The organism is Streptomyces gossypii (assembly GCF_025165795.1).
Lineage (GTDB): Bacteria > Actinomycetota > Actinomycetes > Streptomycetales > Streptomycetaceae > Streptomyces > Streptomyces gossypii.
Genome location: NZ_JAJAGO010000009.1, coordinates 234,079 through 247,061, shown reverse-complemented (window position 1 = coordinate 247,061; position 12,983 = coordinate 234,079). Strand labels below are relative to the sequence as shown.

Annotated in this window: 16 protein-coding genes; 1 reads left to right on the top strand and 15 read right to left on the bottom strand. The window is 68.5% G+C overall.

The features are described 5' to 3' along the window. Positions 1-20: 20 nt before the first annotated feature. Positions 21-395, top strand: coding sequence for a nuclear transport factor 2 family protein (locus LHJ74_RS20680; RefSeq protein WP_260219590.1), 375 nt, complete (start codon positions 21-23; stop codon positions 393-395). A gap of 28 nt (positions 396-423) precedes the next feature. On the opposite strand, the gene LHJ74_RS20675 is transcribed toward LHJ74_RS20680, so the two are convergent. From LHJ74_RS20675 to rpsE, 15 genes are all read right to left on the bottom strand, one after another. After that, entirely contained in the window at positions 424-3,495 is a 3,072-nt protein-coding gene (locus LHJ74_RS20675; RefSeq protein ID WP_260219589.1) for a tetratricopeptide repeat protein, read from the bottom strand. Further along, positions 3,492-3,830, bottom strand: a complete 339-nt coding sequence (locus LHJ74_RS20670; RefSeq protein WP_260219588.1) for a hypothetical protein — start codon at positions 3,828-3,830, stop codon at positions 3,492-3,494. The genes LHJ74_RS20675 and LHJ74_RS20670 overlap by 4 nt, the downstream gene beginning before the upstream one ends. A 146-nt stretch (positions 3,831-3,976) precedes the next feature. Continuing rightward, entirely contained in the window at positions 3,977-4,828 is an 852-nt protein-coding gene (gene truA / locus LHJ74_RS20665; RefSeq protein ID WP_260219587.1) for a tRNA pseudouridine(38-40) synthase TruA, read from the bottom strand. Between the two features lie 91 nt (positions 4,829-4,919). Further along, positions 4,920-5,456 (bottom strand): 50S ribosomal protein L17, encoded by a 537-nt coding sequence (rplQ, locus tag LHJ74_RS20660; RefSeq protein WP_260219586.1) that lies wholly within the window; start codon positions 5,454-5,456, stop codon positions 4,920-4,922. Positions 5,457-5,591: 135 nt separating this feature from the next. After that, the gene (locus LHJ74_RS20655) at positions 5,592-6,614 is read right to left on the bottom strand and encodes a DNA-directed RNA polymerase subunit alpha (protein WP_260219585.1); all 1,023 of its coding nucleotides are present in this window, start codon (positions 6,612-6,614) and stop codon (positions 5,592-5,594) included. Between the two features lie 106 nt (positions 6,615-6,720). Next, the gene (rpsK, locus tag LHJ74_RS20650; protein ID WP_004571845.1) at positions 6,721-7,125 is read right to left on the bottom strand and encodes a 30S ribosomal protein S11; all 405 of its coding nucleotides are present in this window, start codon (positions 7,123-7,125) and stop codon (positions 6,721-6,723) included. Between the two features lie 68 nt (positions 7,126-7,193). Further along, positions 7,194-7,574: a 30S ribosomal protein S13 gene (rpsM, locus tag LHJ74_RS20645; RefSeq protein WP_260219584.1), complete on the bottom strand. Its 381-nt coding sequence runs from the start codon at positions 7,572-7,574 to the stop codon at positions 7,194-7,196. 219 nt (positions 7,575-7,793) lie between these two features. After that, positions 7,794-7,907, bottom strand: a complete 114-nt coding sequence (gene rpmJ, locus LHJ74_RS20640) for a 50S ribosomal protein L36 (protein WP_003956441.1) — start codon at positions 7,905-7,907, stop codon at positions 7,794-7,796. Positions 7,908-7,969: 62 nt separating this feature from the next. Then, the gene (gene infA / locus LHJ74_RS20635; protein WP_003948620.1) at positions 7,970-8,191 is read right to left on the bottom strand and encodes a translation initiation factor IF-1; all 222 of its coding nucleotides are present in this window, start codon (positions 8,189-8,191) and stop codon (positions 7,970-7,972) included. Positions 8,192-8,401: 210 nt separating this feature from the next. Further along, a complete protein-coding gene (map, locus tag LHJ74_RS20630; protein ID WP_260219583.1) occupies positions 8,402-9,244 on the bottom strand; it encodes a type I methionyl aminopeptidase in 843 nt (280 codons plus the stop codon). A 128-nt stretch (positions 9,245-9,372) separates the two neighbouring features. Next, positions 9,373-10,023, bottom strand: coding sequence for an adenylate kinase (locus tag LHJ74_RS20625; protein WP_260219582.1), 651 nt, complete (start codon positions 10,021-10,023; stop codon positions 9,373-9,375). Beyond that, complete coding sequence (gene secY / locus LHJ74_RS20620) at positions 10,023-11,336, bottom strand: preprotein translocase subunit SecY (protein ID WP_260219581.1); 1,314 nt, start codon at positions 11,334-11,336, stop codon at positions 10,023-10,025. Before secY ends, LHJ74_RS20625 begins: the two co-directional genes overlap by 1 nt. Before the next feature lie 389 nt (positions 11,337-11,725). Beyond that, on the bottom strand, positions 11,726-12,190 hold the full coding sequence (gene rplO / locus LHJ74_RS20615) for a 50S ribosomal protein L15 (RefSeq protein WP_260219580.1): 465 nt from the start codon (positions 12,188-12,190) through the stop codon (positions 11,726-11,728). A gap of 1 nt (position 12,191) precedes the next feature. After that, the gene (gene rpmD / locus LHJ74_RS20610) at positions 12,192-12,374 is read right to left on the bottom strand and encodes a 50S ribosomal protein L30 (protein WP_260219579.1); all 183 of its coding nucleotides are present in this window, start codon (positions 12,372-12,374) and stop codon (positions 12,192-12,194) included. Next, positions 12,374-12,976 (bottom strand): 30S ribosomal protein S5, encoded by a 603-nt coding sequence (gene rpsE, locus LHJ74_RS20605; protein WP_260219578.1) that lies wholly within the window; start codon positions 12,974-12,976, stop codon positions 12,374-12,376. The genes rpmD and rpsE overlap by 1 nt, the downstream gene beginning before the upstream one ends. Positions 12,977-12,983 lie beyond the last annotated feature (7 nt).

Genomic DNA, 12,983 nt, shown 5'->3' with positions numbered 1-12,983 from the left:
GACTGGTTGGTGAGATCGTCATGAGCGACCCGGAGCGGAACAAGCAGACCGTTCGAGCCTTCGTCCGACTTGCCTTCGTCGACAGGCAGCCCGCCGATGCCGTCGCCAAGTACATCGGCGCCACCTACATCAATCACAACCCGAGGGCGGTGGACGGCCCCGACTCGTTCGTGGGCTTCGTCAGCCGCTTCCCGCACCTGAAGTTCGACATCAAACGCCTCGTCGCCGAGGGCGACACCGTGGTCATGCACAGCCTGATGACGATCGCGGACGACGACCGGGGCATGGCAGTCGTGGACATCTTCCGCCTCGACGAGGCCGGCAAGCTCGTCGAGCACTGGGACGTCCAGCAGCCCATCCCGGAGACGTCGGCGAACGACAACACGATGTTCTGACACCCGGCGGCGGTGACCGCCCCGGCTCTCACTGGCCCGCGTCACCGCCCTGCCGCCGGACCGCCGCCGCCTCCTCGGCACGGCCGAGGCCGGTGAGCATGCCGGCGCAGAGCTCGACCGCCTCCGCCAGTTCGGCGCCGAAGGCGGCCGGGTCGTACTGCTCCAGCCGGCGGTAGATGTCCACGGCCGCCTCGGCGGCCGTCACCGCCTCCTGCGTACGCCCCCTCGCCCACAGTCGTTCGCTCAGATTCAGCAGGCACTGTGCCAACCCGGACTCATGGATCCCCGGGTCCTCCTTCGCGAGCTTCCGGAAGATCCCGGCCGCCTGCTCGGTGACCGCCAACGCCTCGGTCCGCTGCGTCCGGGACAGGCAGATGCCCAGATCCGACAACGCCCCCGCGAGGCGGGGCTCGTGTGCGGCGCGGTCTCCCGCCGTCAGCCCTTGCCAGACCCGCACCGCCTCCCGGGCCACGGCCACCGCCTCCGGCGCGCCACCCTGGTCCCAGAGGCGGGCGGTGAGGGCTGACAGGGCGTCCGCGAACGCGGGTTCGCGGGCGGCGGGTTCCCTCTCGGCCAGGCGCCGCAGGACGTCCACCTCCTCCCTGCCTGCCGCCAGGGATTCCTGCCGCCTTCCCGCCCGCAACAGGTGAATCGACACCCTCGACAGCGAGGCGGCGAGGTCGGGCCCGAAGACGAGCAGGTTCCTCTCCGCCAGCCGACGGTAGATCTGCACCGCCTGCTCCAGGGTCGCCAGCGCCTCGCCCCACTGCTCGATCCTCGACAGGCCGGCGGCCAGGTGCGAGAGCGACACCGCGAAATCGGGCTCGTAGACCTCCGGTGCGGTCTCCACCCAGCCACGCTGGATCTTGACCGCGGCGAAGTCGGCCGCCAGCGCCTCCTCGTAACGGCCCTTCTCCGCCTCGCGGGCACCCAGGTTCGACAGCGCCACGGCGAGTTCGGGTTCGTAGACGGCCGGCTCCCGGGCCGCCAGCTGGCGGTAGATCGCCACCGCCTGCTCGTTGGCGTCGGCCACCGCGCTCCGGCGCTCGGCAGTTCCCTCCAGCGCGCCCAGAACCATCAGTGTGCGTGCCAGGTCGGGCTCGTACGCACTCCGGCCCGCGTCCACCATCCAGCGGTAGATCACCCAGGCATGCTCGGCGGCGTCGAGCGCCTCGTCGGCGCTCCCGGCCTCCGTCAGATAAGTGCTCAGGAGTGACAGCGCACTCGCGAGATTGCCCTGATGGACTGCGGGCACCGGCCGCCCGACGTTGACCACAGAGTCGTCGGGCCCCACCGCCACCACGTGGAAACCGAGATCCGACGCACTGGACGCCCGGTGCCCGCGGGCGTCCAGATGCTCCTCCACCACCCGGTGGCACTGCTCCACCAACTGCTGAACGGTCTTCAGGCCCTGTTCGTACATGCCCGCGTACCAGTGGCGTACGGCGCAGGTGTGCAGGCGAGTGGCCCGCTCAGCCGGATCGGTCGTGGTCGCCAGGTGGTGTTCGGTGAGGCGCGCGGTGACGGCGGCGACACCGGAGTCCAGTTCGGTGTGCCTGCCCTCGGGCAGGCAGGACTCGACGGCGTCGAGAACGCTGACGGGCAGCTCGGGCACCTCGGCGAGTGCGGTCAGTGCGGCACCGCCCGCATGCCGCATCAGTGCGGGGTGGCGGGTGAGCAGCGAGGCGAGCTGTCCCCTGGCCAGGTGGGGCCACCGGGTGGCGGCGGCGATGAGGGTGGTCAGAGCCGGACGGGTCCAGACGGGAACCGGACCTTCCTGCGCGGCGGCCGTGGCGGAGGGGTCGAGCAGACGCCGGGGTGCCTCTACGGCCCATGGGTCAACCGGATGGTCCAGAGCATGGCCGGGTGCGGTCAGGGCAAGGAAATCCTCGGCGAGCAGGTCGGGATACAGCGGTTCCAGGACCGTACCGGCGTGCGCGTCGGCGGACGGGTACAGGACCGCGTGGTCGATGAGCAGCTGGTCGGTGCCTTGGGGGGAGTCCGGGTCGATCGCGGCCAGAGCTGCCCGTCCCTCCTGGTAGGGAAGGGCGCCGCAGAGGGCGGCCGTGTAGACGGCGCGGGCCATGAAGTCCTTGCTGGTGGGTATGCGTTCGTTTTCGTGGAGCAGGTGCCAGTAACCCCATTCACGGTTCAGCAGGTAGGCGGAGATGTCCGCCGGAGTGTCCAGCCGGGCCGGGGCGGCGCTCTGGCCGGCGGACCGCCGGTGCTGGTCGACGGCGGCGAGCGCAGCCATGTGCACCGCCAGGACCTGGCGGAAGCCGCCCTCCCCCGCCAGGACGGCCGGTGGCACGGCGACTCCGCCGCTGCCGGGAGCGTCCAGGGCTCGGGCGAACCGGTCCCGGGCAGCCGTGAAGAGCTGCTCCACTGTGGTGTCCGGGTCGCGCGTCAATGGCGGCAGCGGCAGGGCGGAGGCGGTGAGACCGAGCCGCTCCAGACCGTGGGCCCGCACGTGCCACCACGCACCGGACGGGCGCGCGATCAGCAGCACGCGGGTGCGGCTGCCCTGCTTGCAGGCATCGGTCAGCATCTCCGTCAGATGGTTGTGCGGCCAGCGCTCCGCGTAGTCCACCACCATCAGGACACCCGCCGCCCTGCCCTGCGATCCGTCGGCTGCCGTATCCGGCGCTGTGCCTGCTGCCGGGGCCGCCGCTGTGCCTGCTGCCGCTTCTGTCGGTACGGGAGCGGGGTCGCCGATGTAGCGCGCCTGAAGCACCCGCCAGCCCTCGCGGCGACTGGCGGCCGCGAACCGGGCGGCGAGCCTGGTCTTGCCCTGACCGCCCACCCCGTGCACGAGCAGCACCGACTGCCTCTCCGGACCGTCCCGCCACTGCGCCAACTGCTCCAGTTCGGCGGCCCGTCCGGTGAAAGGCACCAGTTGGTGGCCGGCCTGGAGCAGCCCGGCGGGCTGCGCCCTGGCCTGCTCCACGGTCAGCGGGGACGGTGCGCGGGGAAAGTCGTCCACCCGGTACAGGGACCGCCCGCCCGTGCTGATGTTCACGTCACCACGGGCGCCGTCGACGATGACCACCGAGTCGTGCACGACCGAGTTCGCCACCCACGGCCCACGGGTCCTGCTCACGGACCCTGCTCGATCTCGACGTCCCCGGCCGCCTCGGTCACCTCGGCGACCGGTCCCGACACCCGGCTGCCGGAAACGGAAGGGCCGCTCCCGGAGCCACCAGCAGCGGACCCATGCTGGCTGATGCGTACGTTCCGGGCCTTCCCCACGAGGGCCACCCCGCCGCGGACGAAGCTGTCCCGCACGCCCTGCCCCGGGTCGGGCCCCGAGGCGCCGCGCCTCATTCCGGCCAGGGAGACCGCCAGCCCGGCCAACGCCACGAACAACCCGAGCACCCCGGCCCACTGGTTGGCCGCGTCCAGCCCCACCGAGGCCAGATAAACGGCCAATGCCACGAGTGCCACTCCTGCGGCCACTCCCCCGGCCCACGCCTGCGTCCGCCCCGTCATGGCACCAAGAATTGCGCCCCATGCGGCCGGGACGTGCCCCTGGGCACCGAACGTGTCCGAGCTGTTACCCGTCGAGGGGGGGGAGCCGCGGGTCAGCAGCAGCCCGCGCCCGGCAGGGTCCGTTTGTTGCGGGAGGCGGCGTTACGGGCCTCCAGGTCGACGTCCGCCGGGTAGCCGACCTCCTCCAGCGTCAGCCCGTGCGGCCGTACGACATGCACGGCCGAGTCCCGTACGCCCGCCGCCAGCACCTGACCCGGCCACGCGGGCGGGCGGTGCCCGTCCCCGACGAAGAGCATGGCGCCGACCAGCGAACGCACCATGTTGTGGCAGAAGGCATCCGCCTTGACGGTGGCCTCCAGCACACCGTCCGCCCGCCGGACCCAGTGGAACCCCTGGAGCGTACGGATGGTGGTGGCACCCTCGCGCTTCTTGCAGTACGCGGCGAAGTCGTGCTCGCCCAGCAGCCGTTCGGCGGCGGCGTTCATCGCGTCCAGGTCCAACGGCCAGTTGTGCCACAGCACATGGCCGCGCTGGAGCGGGTCGACGCCGCCGGGGTGGTCGCTGACGCGGTAGGCGTAGCGGCGCCAGATCGCGGCGAAGCGGGCGTTGAAGTGCGCGGGAGCCTCGGCCACCCGCCACACCCGCACGTCCATCGGCAGCCGCCCCGCCAGCCTGCGCGGCAACTGCGCGCCCTGCTCCGCCCACAGGGCCTCCGGCAGGTCCACGTGTGCGACCTGCCCGCGCGCGTGCACACCCGCGTCGGTGCGGCCCGCGACGGTCAGTTCCACGGGGGCGTCCAGCCGCAGCACGACGCGCAGCGCCTCCTCCAACTCCCCCTGCACGGTGCGCCGCTCCCGCTGCCGGGCCCAGCCGGAGAAGCCCCTGCCGTCGTACGAGACATCCAGCCGCACCCGCACCCGTCCGGGCTCCACCGCATCGCTCACGCGCCGATCCTCTCAGAAGCTGTTGTCTCACCCCAACGCCAAGCGGCCCGCCCCCACAGGGGGCGGACCGCCGACGTGATGCTCAGGACGCTCAGGCGTCCTTCGCGTCGTCCTTCTTCTCCGAGGACTCCTCGGCGTCGGAGGCCGCAGCCTCAGTCGCCGCCGGGGCCTCGTCCTTCTTGAGGTCCGCGATCGCGTCGTCGCCCGCCGCGTCCTTCGCGGTGCGCTTCGTCGCCGCCTCGGCCTCGCCGACCGCCGCCTGCTGCACGGTCAGGGCCTCGACCAGCTCGATGACCGCCATCGGCGCGTTGTCGCCGCGACGGGGACCGATCTTGGTGATGCGGGTGTAGCCACCCGGCCGGTTCTCGTAACGCGGGCCGATCTCGGTGAAGAGCGTGTGGACCACGCTCTTGTCCAGGACCGTACGCATGACCAGCCGGCGGTTGTGAAGGTCGCCCTTCTTCGCCTTGGTGATCAGCTGCTCCGCGAACGGGCGCAGACGACGGGCCTTCGCCTCGGTCGTCGTGATGCGGCCGTGCAGGAAGAGGCTGGTCGCCAGGTTCCCCAGCATCGCCTTCTGGTGCGACGCGCTGCCACCCAGACGGGTGCCCTTGGTGGGCTTCGGCATGTCTTGTCTCCTCGGGTCTCTGCACCGGCCGTATCAGGTACCGGTGTCAGGGTCCGTACGGACTGCTGCCCGTACGGGCCCGGGGCGGCGGTCTGCTGCCGCCCCGGAAAGCCGTGAGCCGTGGCTCGCGGCGGGTCAGTACTGCTCGGTCTCCACGAAGCCCTGGTCCGCGTCGTCGTCCGTACCGAACGCGTCGGCGGCGGCCGTCGGGTCGAATCCGGGCGGGCTGTCCTTCAGGGCCAGGCCCATGCCGGCCAGCTTCGCCTTGACCTCGTCGATCGACTTCGCACCGAAGTTGCGGATGTCGAGCAGGTCGGCCTCGGAACGGGCCACCAGCTCGCCCACCGAGTGGATGCCTTCGCGCTTGAGGCAGTTGTAGGAGCGGACCGTCAGTTCCAGCTCCTCGATCGGCAGCGCCAGATCGGCGGCGAGCGCCGCGTCCGTCGGCGACGGGCCCATGTCGATGCCCTCGGCGTCGACGTTCAGCTCGCGCGCCAGGCCGAACAGCTCGACCAGGGTCTTGCCCGCCGAGGCCATCGCGTCACGCGGACGCATCGCCTGCTTGGTCTCGACGTCGACGATCAGCTTGTCGAAGTCGGTGCGCTGCTCGACTCGGGTCGCCTCGACCTTGTAGGTGACCTTGAGGACCGGCGAGTAGATGGAGTCGACCGGGATGCGGCCGATCTCCTGGCCGACCTGCTTGTTCTGCACGGCGGAGACGTAGCCGCGGCCGCGCTCGACGGTCAGCTCCATCTCCAGCTTGCCCTTGCCGTTGAGCGTGGCGAGGACCAGGTCGGGGTTGTGCACCTCAACACCGGCCGGCGGGGCGATGTCCGCCGCCGTGACCAGGCCGGGGCCCTGCTTGCGCAGGTACATCACGACCGGCTCATCGTGCTCCGAGGAGACGACGAGGCTCTTGATGTTGAGGATGAGGTCGGTGACGTCCTCCTTGACGCCCGGCACGGTGGTGAACTCGTGCAGGACCCCGTCGATCCGGATGCTGGTGACCGCGGCACCGGGGATCGAGGAGAGGAGCGTACGACGCAGGGAGTTTCCGAGGGTGTAGCCGAAACCCGGCTCCAGCGGCTCGATAACGAACCGGGAGCGGAACTCGTCGACTACCTCTTCGGTCAGAGAGGGGCGCTGAGCGATCAGCATGGGATTGTGCCTCCAGTCTTCGGCAACCACTATTTGATGCCGTACTGCAAGAGTACGGGCGGTACGACCCGAAAGGGAGCCGTACCGCCCCTCTGTCTTCTGGGTCTCAGACCCGGCGGCGCTTCGGCGGGCGGCAACCGTTGTGCGGCGTCGGCGTGACGTCCTGGATCGAACCCACCTCGAGGCCGGTGGCCTGGAGGGAGCGGATCGCGGTCTCACGACCGGAGCCGGGGCCCTTGACGAAGACGTCGACCTTGCGCATGCCGTGCTCCTGAGCGCGGCGAGCAGCGCTCTCCGCGGCCATCTGAGCGGCGAACGGCGTCGACTTGCGCGAGCCCTTGAAGCCGACGTGGCCGGCGGAGGCCCAGGAGATCACGTTGCCGGTGGGGTCGGTGATCGAAACGATCGTGTTGTTGAACGTGCTCTTGATGTGAGCGTGCCCGTGGGCGACGTTCTTCTTCTCCTTGCGGCGCACCTTCTTGGCGCCGGCCGTACGGCCCTTCGGAGGCATATGCATTTACTCCCATGGAGGTGGTCGGTCCGACAGCTGGGACCGCTTGTCAGCGTGTCCGCTGCGGACTACTTCTTGCCCGGCTTCTTCTTACCGGCGATGGCGCGACGCGGGCCCTTGCGGGTGCGGGCGTTGGTCTTGGTGCGCTGACCGTGGACCGGGAGACCGCGACGGTGCCGCAGGCCCTCGTAGCAGCCGATCTCGACCTTGCGGCGGATGTCGGCCTGGATCTCACGACGGAGGTCACCCTCGGTCCGGAAGTTGCCCTCGACGTATTCGCGGATCCTGAGGAGTTCTTCCTCGCCCAGGTCGCGTACGCGGGTGTCCGGGTTGACCCCGGTCTCGCTGAGAGTCCGCTGGGCAAGGGTGCGCCCGATACCGAAGACGTAGGTCAGAGCGACCTCGACGCGCTTTTCGCGCGGGAGGTCAACGCCTGAGAGGCGTGCCATGGATGTGACTCCTGATGACTGAGACGGAGGTCTTCCGCAGCACCTCTCCCGTCAAGCCTGGATACGGCTTGCGCGACGGGTCCCCGGCCTCCGACCGGGGGTGTCGTCCCCATCGGCAGGTGACGGATCACTTGCACAACGGGGCCGGGTGACTGCGTATGTACTTTTCGCTTGCGTCGCGCGAGAAATGCGAGGTGCGAGGTGGTGGTCGGTACTGCGTCAGCCCTGGCGCTGCTTGTGGCGCAGGTTGTCGCAGATGACCATGACCCGCCCGTGGCGGCGGATCACCTTGCACTTGTCGCAGATCTTCTTGACGCTCGGCTTGACCTTCATGAAATTGAAGTTCTCCGGGTCCGGGCCCGACACCCCGCGGCTTGCGGGGCGGCAGACAAGATCTACTTGTAGCGGTAGACGATCCGCCCGCGAGTCAGGTCATAGGGAGAGAGCTCCACTACGACCCGGTCGTCGGGAAGGATACGGATGTAGTGCATCCGCATCTTGCCGCTGATGTGCGCGAGGACCTGGTGTCCGTTCTGCAGCTCCACTTTGAACATGGCGTTCGGGAGCGACTCGACGACCGTGCCCTCGATTTCGATGGCCCCTTGTTTTTTGGCCATACTTGAGCGCTTCACCTTCCGGGGATCGGCTACCTGGGCTGGTCCAGGGCATACGGGTAGACCTGGACCGACGAGCCAGTCTACGGCACGCTATCCGGAAAGACGAATTCGGGGAGTCTCCCCCGCAAACAAGATCCTTAAGCACCCGGCCCCGCGCAAACGGGGCCGCGGTTCTGCTGTCATGGCCGGGCTGAACCTACGGGACAGACCTCAGCGGACGGCCAGCGGGTCGGGCGCCGCCGTGATCCCGTACTCCGCCAGCTTGGCCTTGCCGCCGTCCGGCGCGGTGAGCACCAGCGGGCCCTCCTCGGTCACCGCGACCGAGTGCTCCCAGTGGCTCGACCAGCTGCCGTCGTTCGTCTTGACCGTCCACTCGTCGGAGAGCACGTGGGTCTTCGCCGTGCCCAGGCTCAGCATCGGCTCGATCGCCAGGCACATCCCGGGCACCAGCCGGGGGCCACGGCCGCGCCGGCGGTCGACGTAATTCAGCAGGTGCGGGTCCATGTGCATCTGCGAGCCGATGCCGTGCCCGCCGTAGTCCTCGATGATGCCGTACTTACCCGAGGCCGGACGGGGCTGGCGACGGACGTAGCCCTCGACCGCCTTGGAGACGTCGACAAGCCGGTTGCCCTTCTTCATGGCGGCGATACCGGCCCACATCGACTCCCGGGTCACCCGGCTCAGCTCGTGCAGCTCGGCCGAGTGGCCCTCGCCGACGAAGACGGTGATCGCCGCGTCGCCGTGCCAGCCGTCGATGATCGCACCGGCGTCGATCGCGATGATGTCGCCCGACTTCAGCACCGTGCCCGCGTCCGGGATGCCGTGGACCACGACGTCGTTCAGCGAGGTGCAGATGTTGCCGGTGAAGCCGCCATAACCGAGGAAATTCGGCTTGGCGCCGTGCTCGGCCAGCACTCGCGCCGCGACCTCGTCGAGATCCTTGGTGCTCGCGCCGGGGACGGCCGCCTCACTGCACGCCTCGTGCATCGCGGCGACGACCAGCCCCGCCGCCCGCATCTTCGCGATCTGCTCCGGGGTCTTGATCTCCACCATGCGACTGCCTTCCTGAACGGCTCCGTCAAATCTTTCCCAGCGCGTCCGCCCCGTGCGGACGGACCGTGCGACCTTCACACAGTACGGCCGTGGCCCCAGAGGGACCACGGCCGTACTGTCTGCGTCAGCTATCCGCGGGGAAGCGCGCGCATCGCACGCTCGGTGACCTCTGTCACCGCGCCGAGCGCGGAGATCGTGGTCACCAGCCCCTGCTTCTTGTAGTAATCGATGATCGGCTCCGTCTCGCTGTGATACACGGCGAGTCTCTTACGGACCGTTTCTTCACTGTCGTCTTCGCGCTGGTACAACTCTCCGCCGCACTCGTCGCAGACGGCTTCCTTCACGGGGCGGCTGTACTCCGCGTGGAAGACGTGGCTGCTGTCGTTGCGGCAGATACGCCGCCCGGCGATCCGCCGGACGACCTCCTCCTCCGGCACCTCCAGGTCGAGCACCGCGTCCAGCTTCAGACGGTGTGCCGAAAGGAAGGTGTCCAGGGCTTCGGCCTGGCCGATGTTGCGCGGAAAACCGTCCAGCAGAAAGCCCTGGGCGGCGTCGTCCTGCCGCATACGGTCCTCGGCCATCCCGATGGTGACCTCGTCGGGCACCAAGTGGCCCGCGTTCATGTATTCCTTGGCCTGCAGCCCGAGCGGTGTGCCCTGGCTGATGTTGGCCCGGAAGAGATCACCCGTGGAGATGTGCGGGATCGACAGGTTCTCGGCGAGGTACGCGGCCTGCGTGCCCTTGCCTGCGCCCGGCGGTCCGACGAGGACAATTCGCATCAGCGGAGGAACCCTTCGTAATGGCGCTGCTGAAGCTGGCTCTCGATCTGCTTCACCGTCTCAAGCCCCACACCCACGATGATGAGGATGCTCGTCCCGCCGAACGGGAAGTTCTGATCGGCGTTGAGGGTGATCAGCGCAACGGTGGGCACCAGGGCGATCAACCCCAGGTAGAGCGAGCCTGGCCACGTGATGCGGTTCAGCACGTAACTCAGATACTCCGCAGTGGGACGTCCCGCCCGGATGCCCGGGATGAACCCACCATACTTCTTCATGTTGTCAGCAACTTCTTCGGGGTTGAAGGAGATGGCGACGTAGAAGAACGCGAAGAACACGATCAGCAGGAAGTACGTCACCACGTACACCGGGCTGTCGCTTCCGACCAGGTTCTGCTCGATCCAGGTCGCCCATCCGGCCTGCGAATTGCTGAACTGCACGATGAGGGCCGGGATGTAGAGCAGCGACGAGGCGAAGATGACCGGGATCACACCCGCCTGGTTGACCTTCAGCGGGATGTACGTGGACGTACCGCCGTACGAACGGCGCCCGATCATGCGCTTCGCGTACTGCACGGGAATGCGGCGCTGTGCCTGTTCGACGAAGACGACAAGGCCGACCATCACCAGTCCGCAGAGGATGACCGCGAAGAACTCGATCCAGCCGTCAGCCAGCTTGCCCTGCTGCTTGATGGCCCACAGCGAGCCGGGGAAGCCCGCGGCGATCGAGATGAACATCAGGATGGACATGCCGTTGCCGATGCCCTTGTCGGTGATGATCTCACCGAGCCACATGACCAGCGCGGTACCCGCCGTCATGCACACGACCATGGTGATCGTCGTGAAGATGCTGTCGTTGGGGACGATCTCGTCGCGCACCTGGCACTGGGGGAAGAGGGTGCCGCTGCGCGCGGTGGCGACAAGGCCGGTGGCCTGGAGAATGCCCAGCGCCACGGTCAGATAACGGGTGTACTGGGTGATCTTCGCCTGCCCGGCAGAGCCCTCCTTCTTCAGGGACTCCAGCCGTGGGATCACGACAACCAGCAGCTGCAGGATGATGCTCGCCGTGATGTACGGCATGATCCCGAGGGCGAAAATGGTCAGCTGCAGCAGAGCGCCACCGCTGAACATGTTCACCAGACCGAAGAGACCGCTGTTTCCCTCGGCCTCGTCAATACACTGGTTGACGTTCTCAAAGCTGACGCCCGGCACCGGTACGTGCTGCCCCAGCCGGAAGAGCACGATGATGCCGAGCATGATCAGCAGCTTCTTGCGCAGGTCGGGCGTCTGAAACGCCCGGGCGAACGCGGTGAGCACGGGGCCTCCTGCGCCCCCCGCGATCAACTACGCGAGAGGTGACGGTCTTGAGGATCGACGGATATCAACAGTGCACGACACCTTACCGGCGACCGTGCCCACCTAGGCAGTGTCGTCGACGTTTCGCCTTGCTCGCGACACCTGGAACGCGCATCCGCTGTGTTGCCGAAGCGTCGGGTCGTTCACGATGAGGACCCGAGTCGGGTCGTCCAAGAGGAGGACCCGAGTCGGGTCGTCCAAGAGGAGGACCCGTCTCCGTCATGCAGCCGCACGCACCACGCGCCGTGAGCGCCGTACCCCGGGGCGGTCGACTCCCCGTGGACGGCGCTCCCTGAACGACCGACCGGGGATGCCCTTGAAGGACATCCCCGGCAGGTCGGCCATCGAGCTCAGCCAAGCTCGGTGACGGTACCGCCGGCGGCGGTGATCTTCTCCTTGGCGGTACCGGAAACCTTGTCCACGGTCACCTGCAACGCTACGGAGATGTCGCCGTCGCCGAGCACCTTCACGAGCTCGTTCTTGCGGACCGCGCCCTTGGCGACCAGATCGGCCACCGTGACCTCGCCCCCCTCGGGGTAGAGATCGGCGATCTTCTCCAGGTTCACCACCTGGAACTGCTTGTGCGCCGGGTTACGGAAGCCACGAAGCTTGGGCAGCCGCATGTGCAGCGGCATCTGCCCACCCTCGAAGCGCTCCGGCACCTGATAGCGCGCCTTCGTGCCCTTGGTACCACGACCAGCCGTCTTGCCCTTGGAGCCCTCACCGCGACCCACACGGGTCTTGGCAGTCTTGGCACCGGGAGCAGGGCGGAGGTTGTGGACCTTCAGCGGCTTGACACCCTGAGGCTCAGTCATGTCAGTCGACCTCCTCGACCGTGACGAGGTGCCGCACGGTGTGCACCATGCCGACGACCTCGGGACGGGCCTCCTTGACGGAGACGTCGTTCACACGCTTCAGACCCAGGGTCCGCAGCGTGTCGCGGTGGTTCTGCTTCGTCCCGATCAGGGAACGCTTCTGCGTGATCTTGAGGCGAGTCATCAGCCACTCACCCCGGCACGCGCCCGCAGCAGTGCGGCGGGAGCCACGTCCTCGAGCGGCAGGCCACGGCGGGCGGCGATCTCCTCAGGCCGCTGAAGGCCCTTCAGAGCCGCCCGTGTGGCGTGCACGATGTTGATCGGGTTGGACGAGCCGAGCGACTTGCTCAGCACGTCGTGGATGCCCGCGCACTCCAGCACGGCACGCACCGGGCCACCGGCGATCACGCCGGTACCAGGCGAAGCCGGCTTCAGCAGCACGACACCCGCGGCTTCCTCACCCTGGATGGGGTGGGGGATGGTGCCCTGGATGCGGGGGACCTTGAAGAAGCTCTTCTTGGCCTCCTCGACACCCTTGGCGATGGCGGCCGGTACCTCTTTGGCCTTGCCATAACCGACACCCACGGTGCCGTCACCGTCACCCACCACGACCAGCGCGGTGAAGCTGAAGCGACGACCACCCTTTACAACCTTGGCGACGCGATTGATCGCGACCACGCGCTCGACGTAGGCCGTCTTCTCGGCGGCTCCGCCGCCGTCCCGGCCTTTACGATCCCGCCGCTCGCCGCCACCGGCGCCGCCACCGCGGCGCTGGGGTCCAGCCATTGGATTT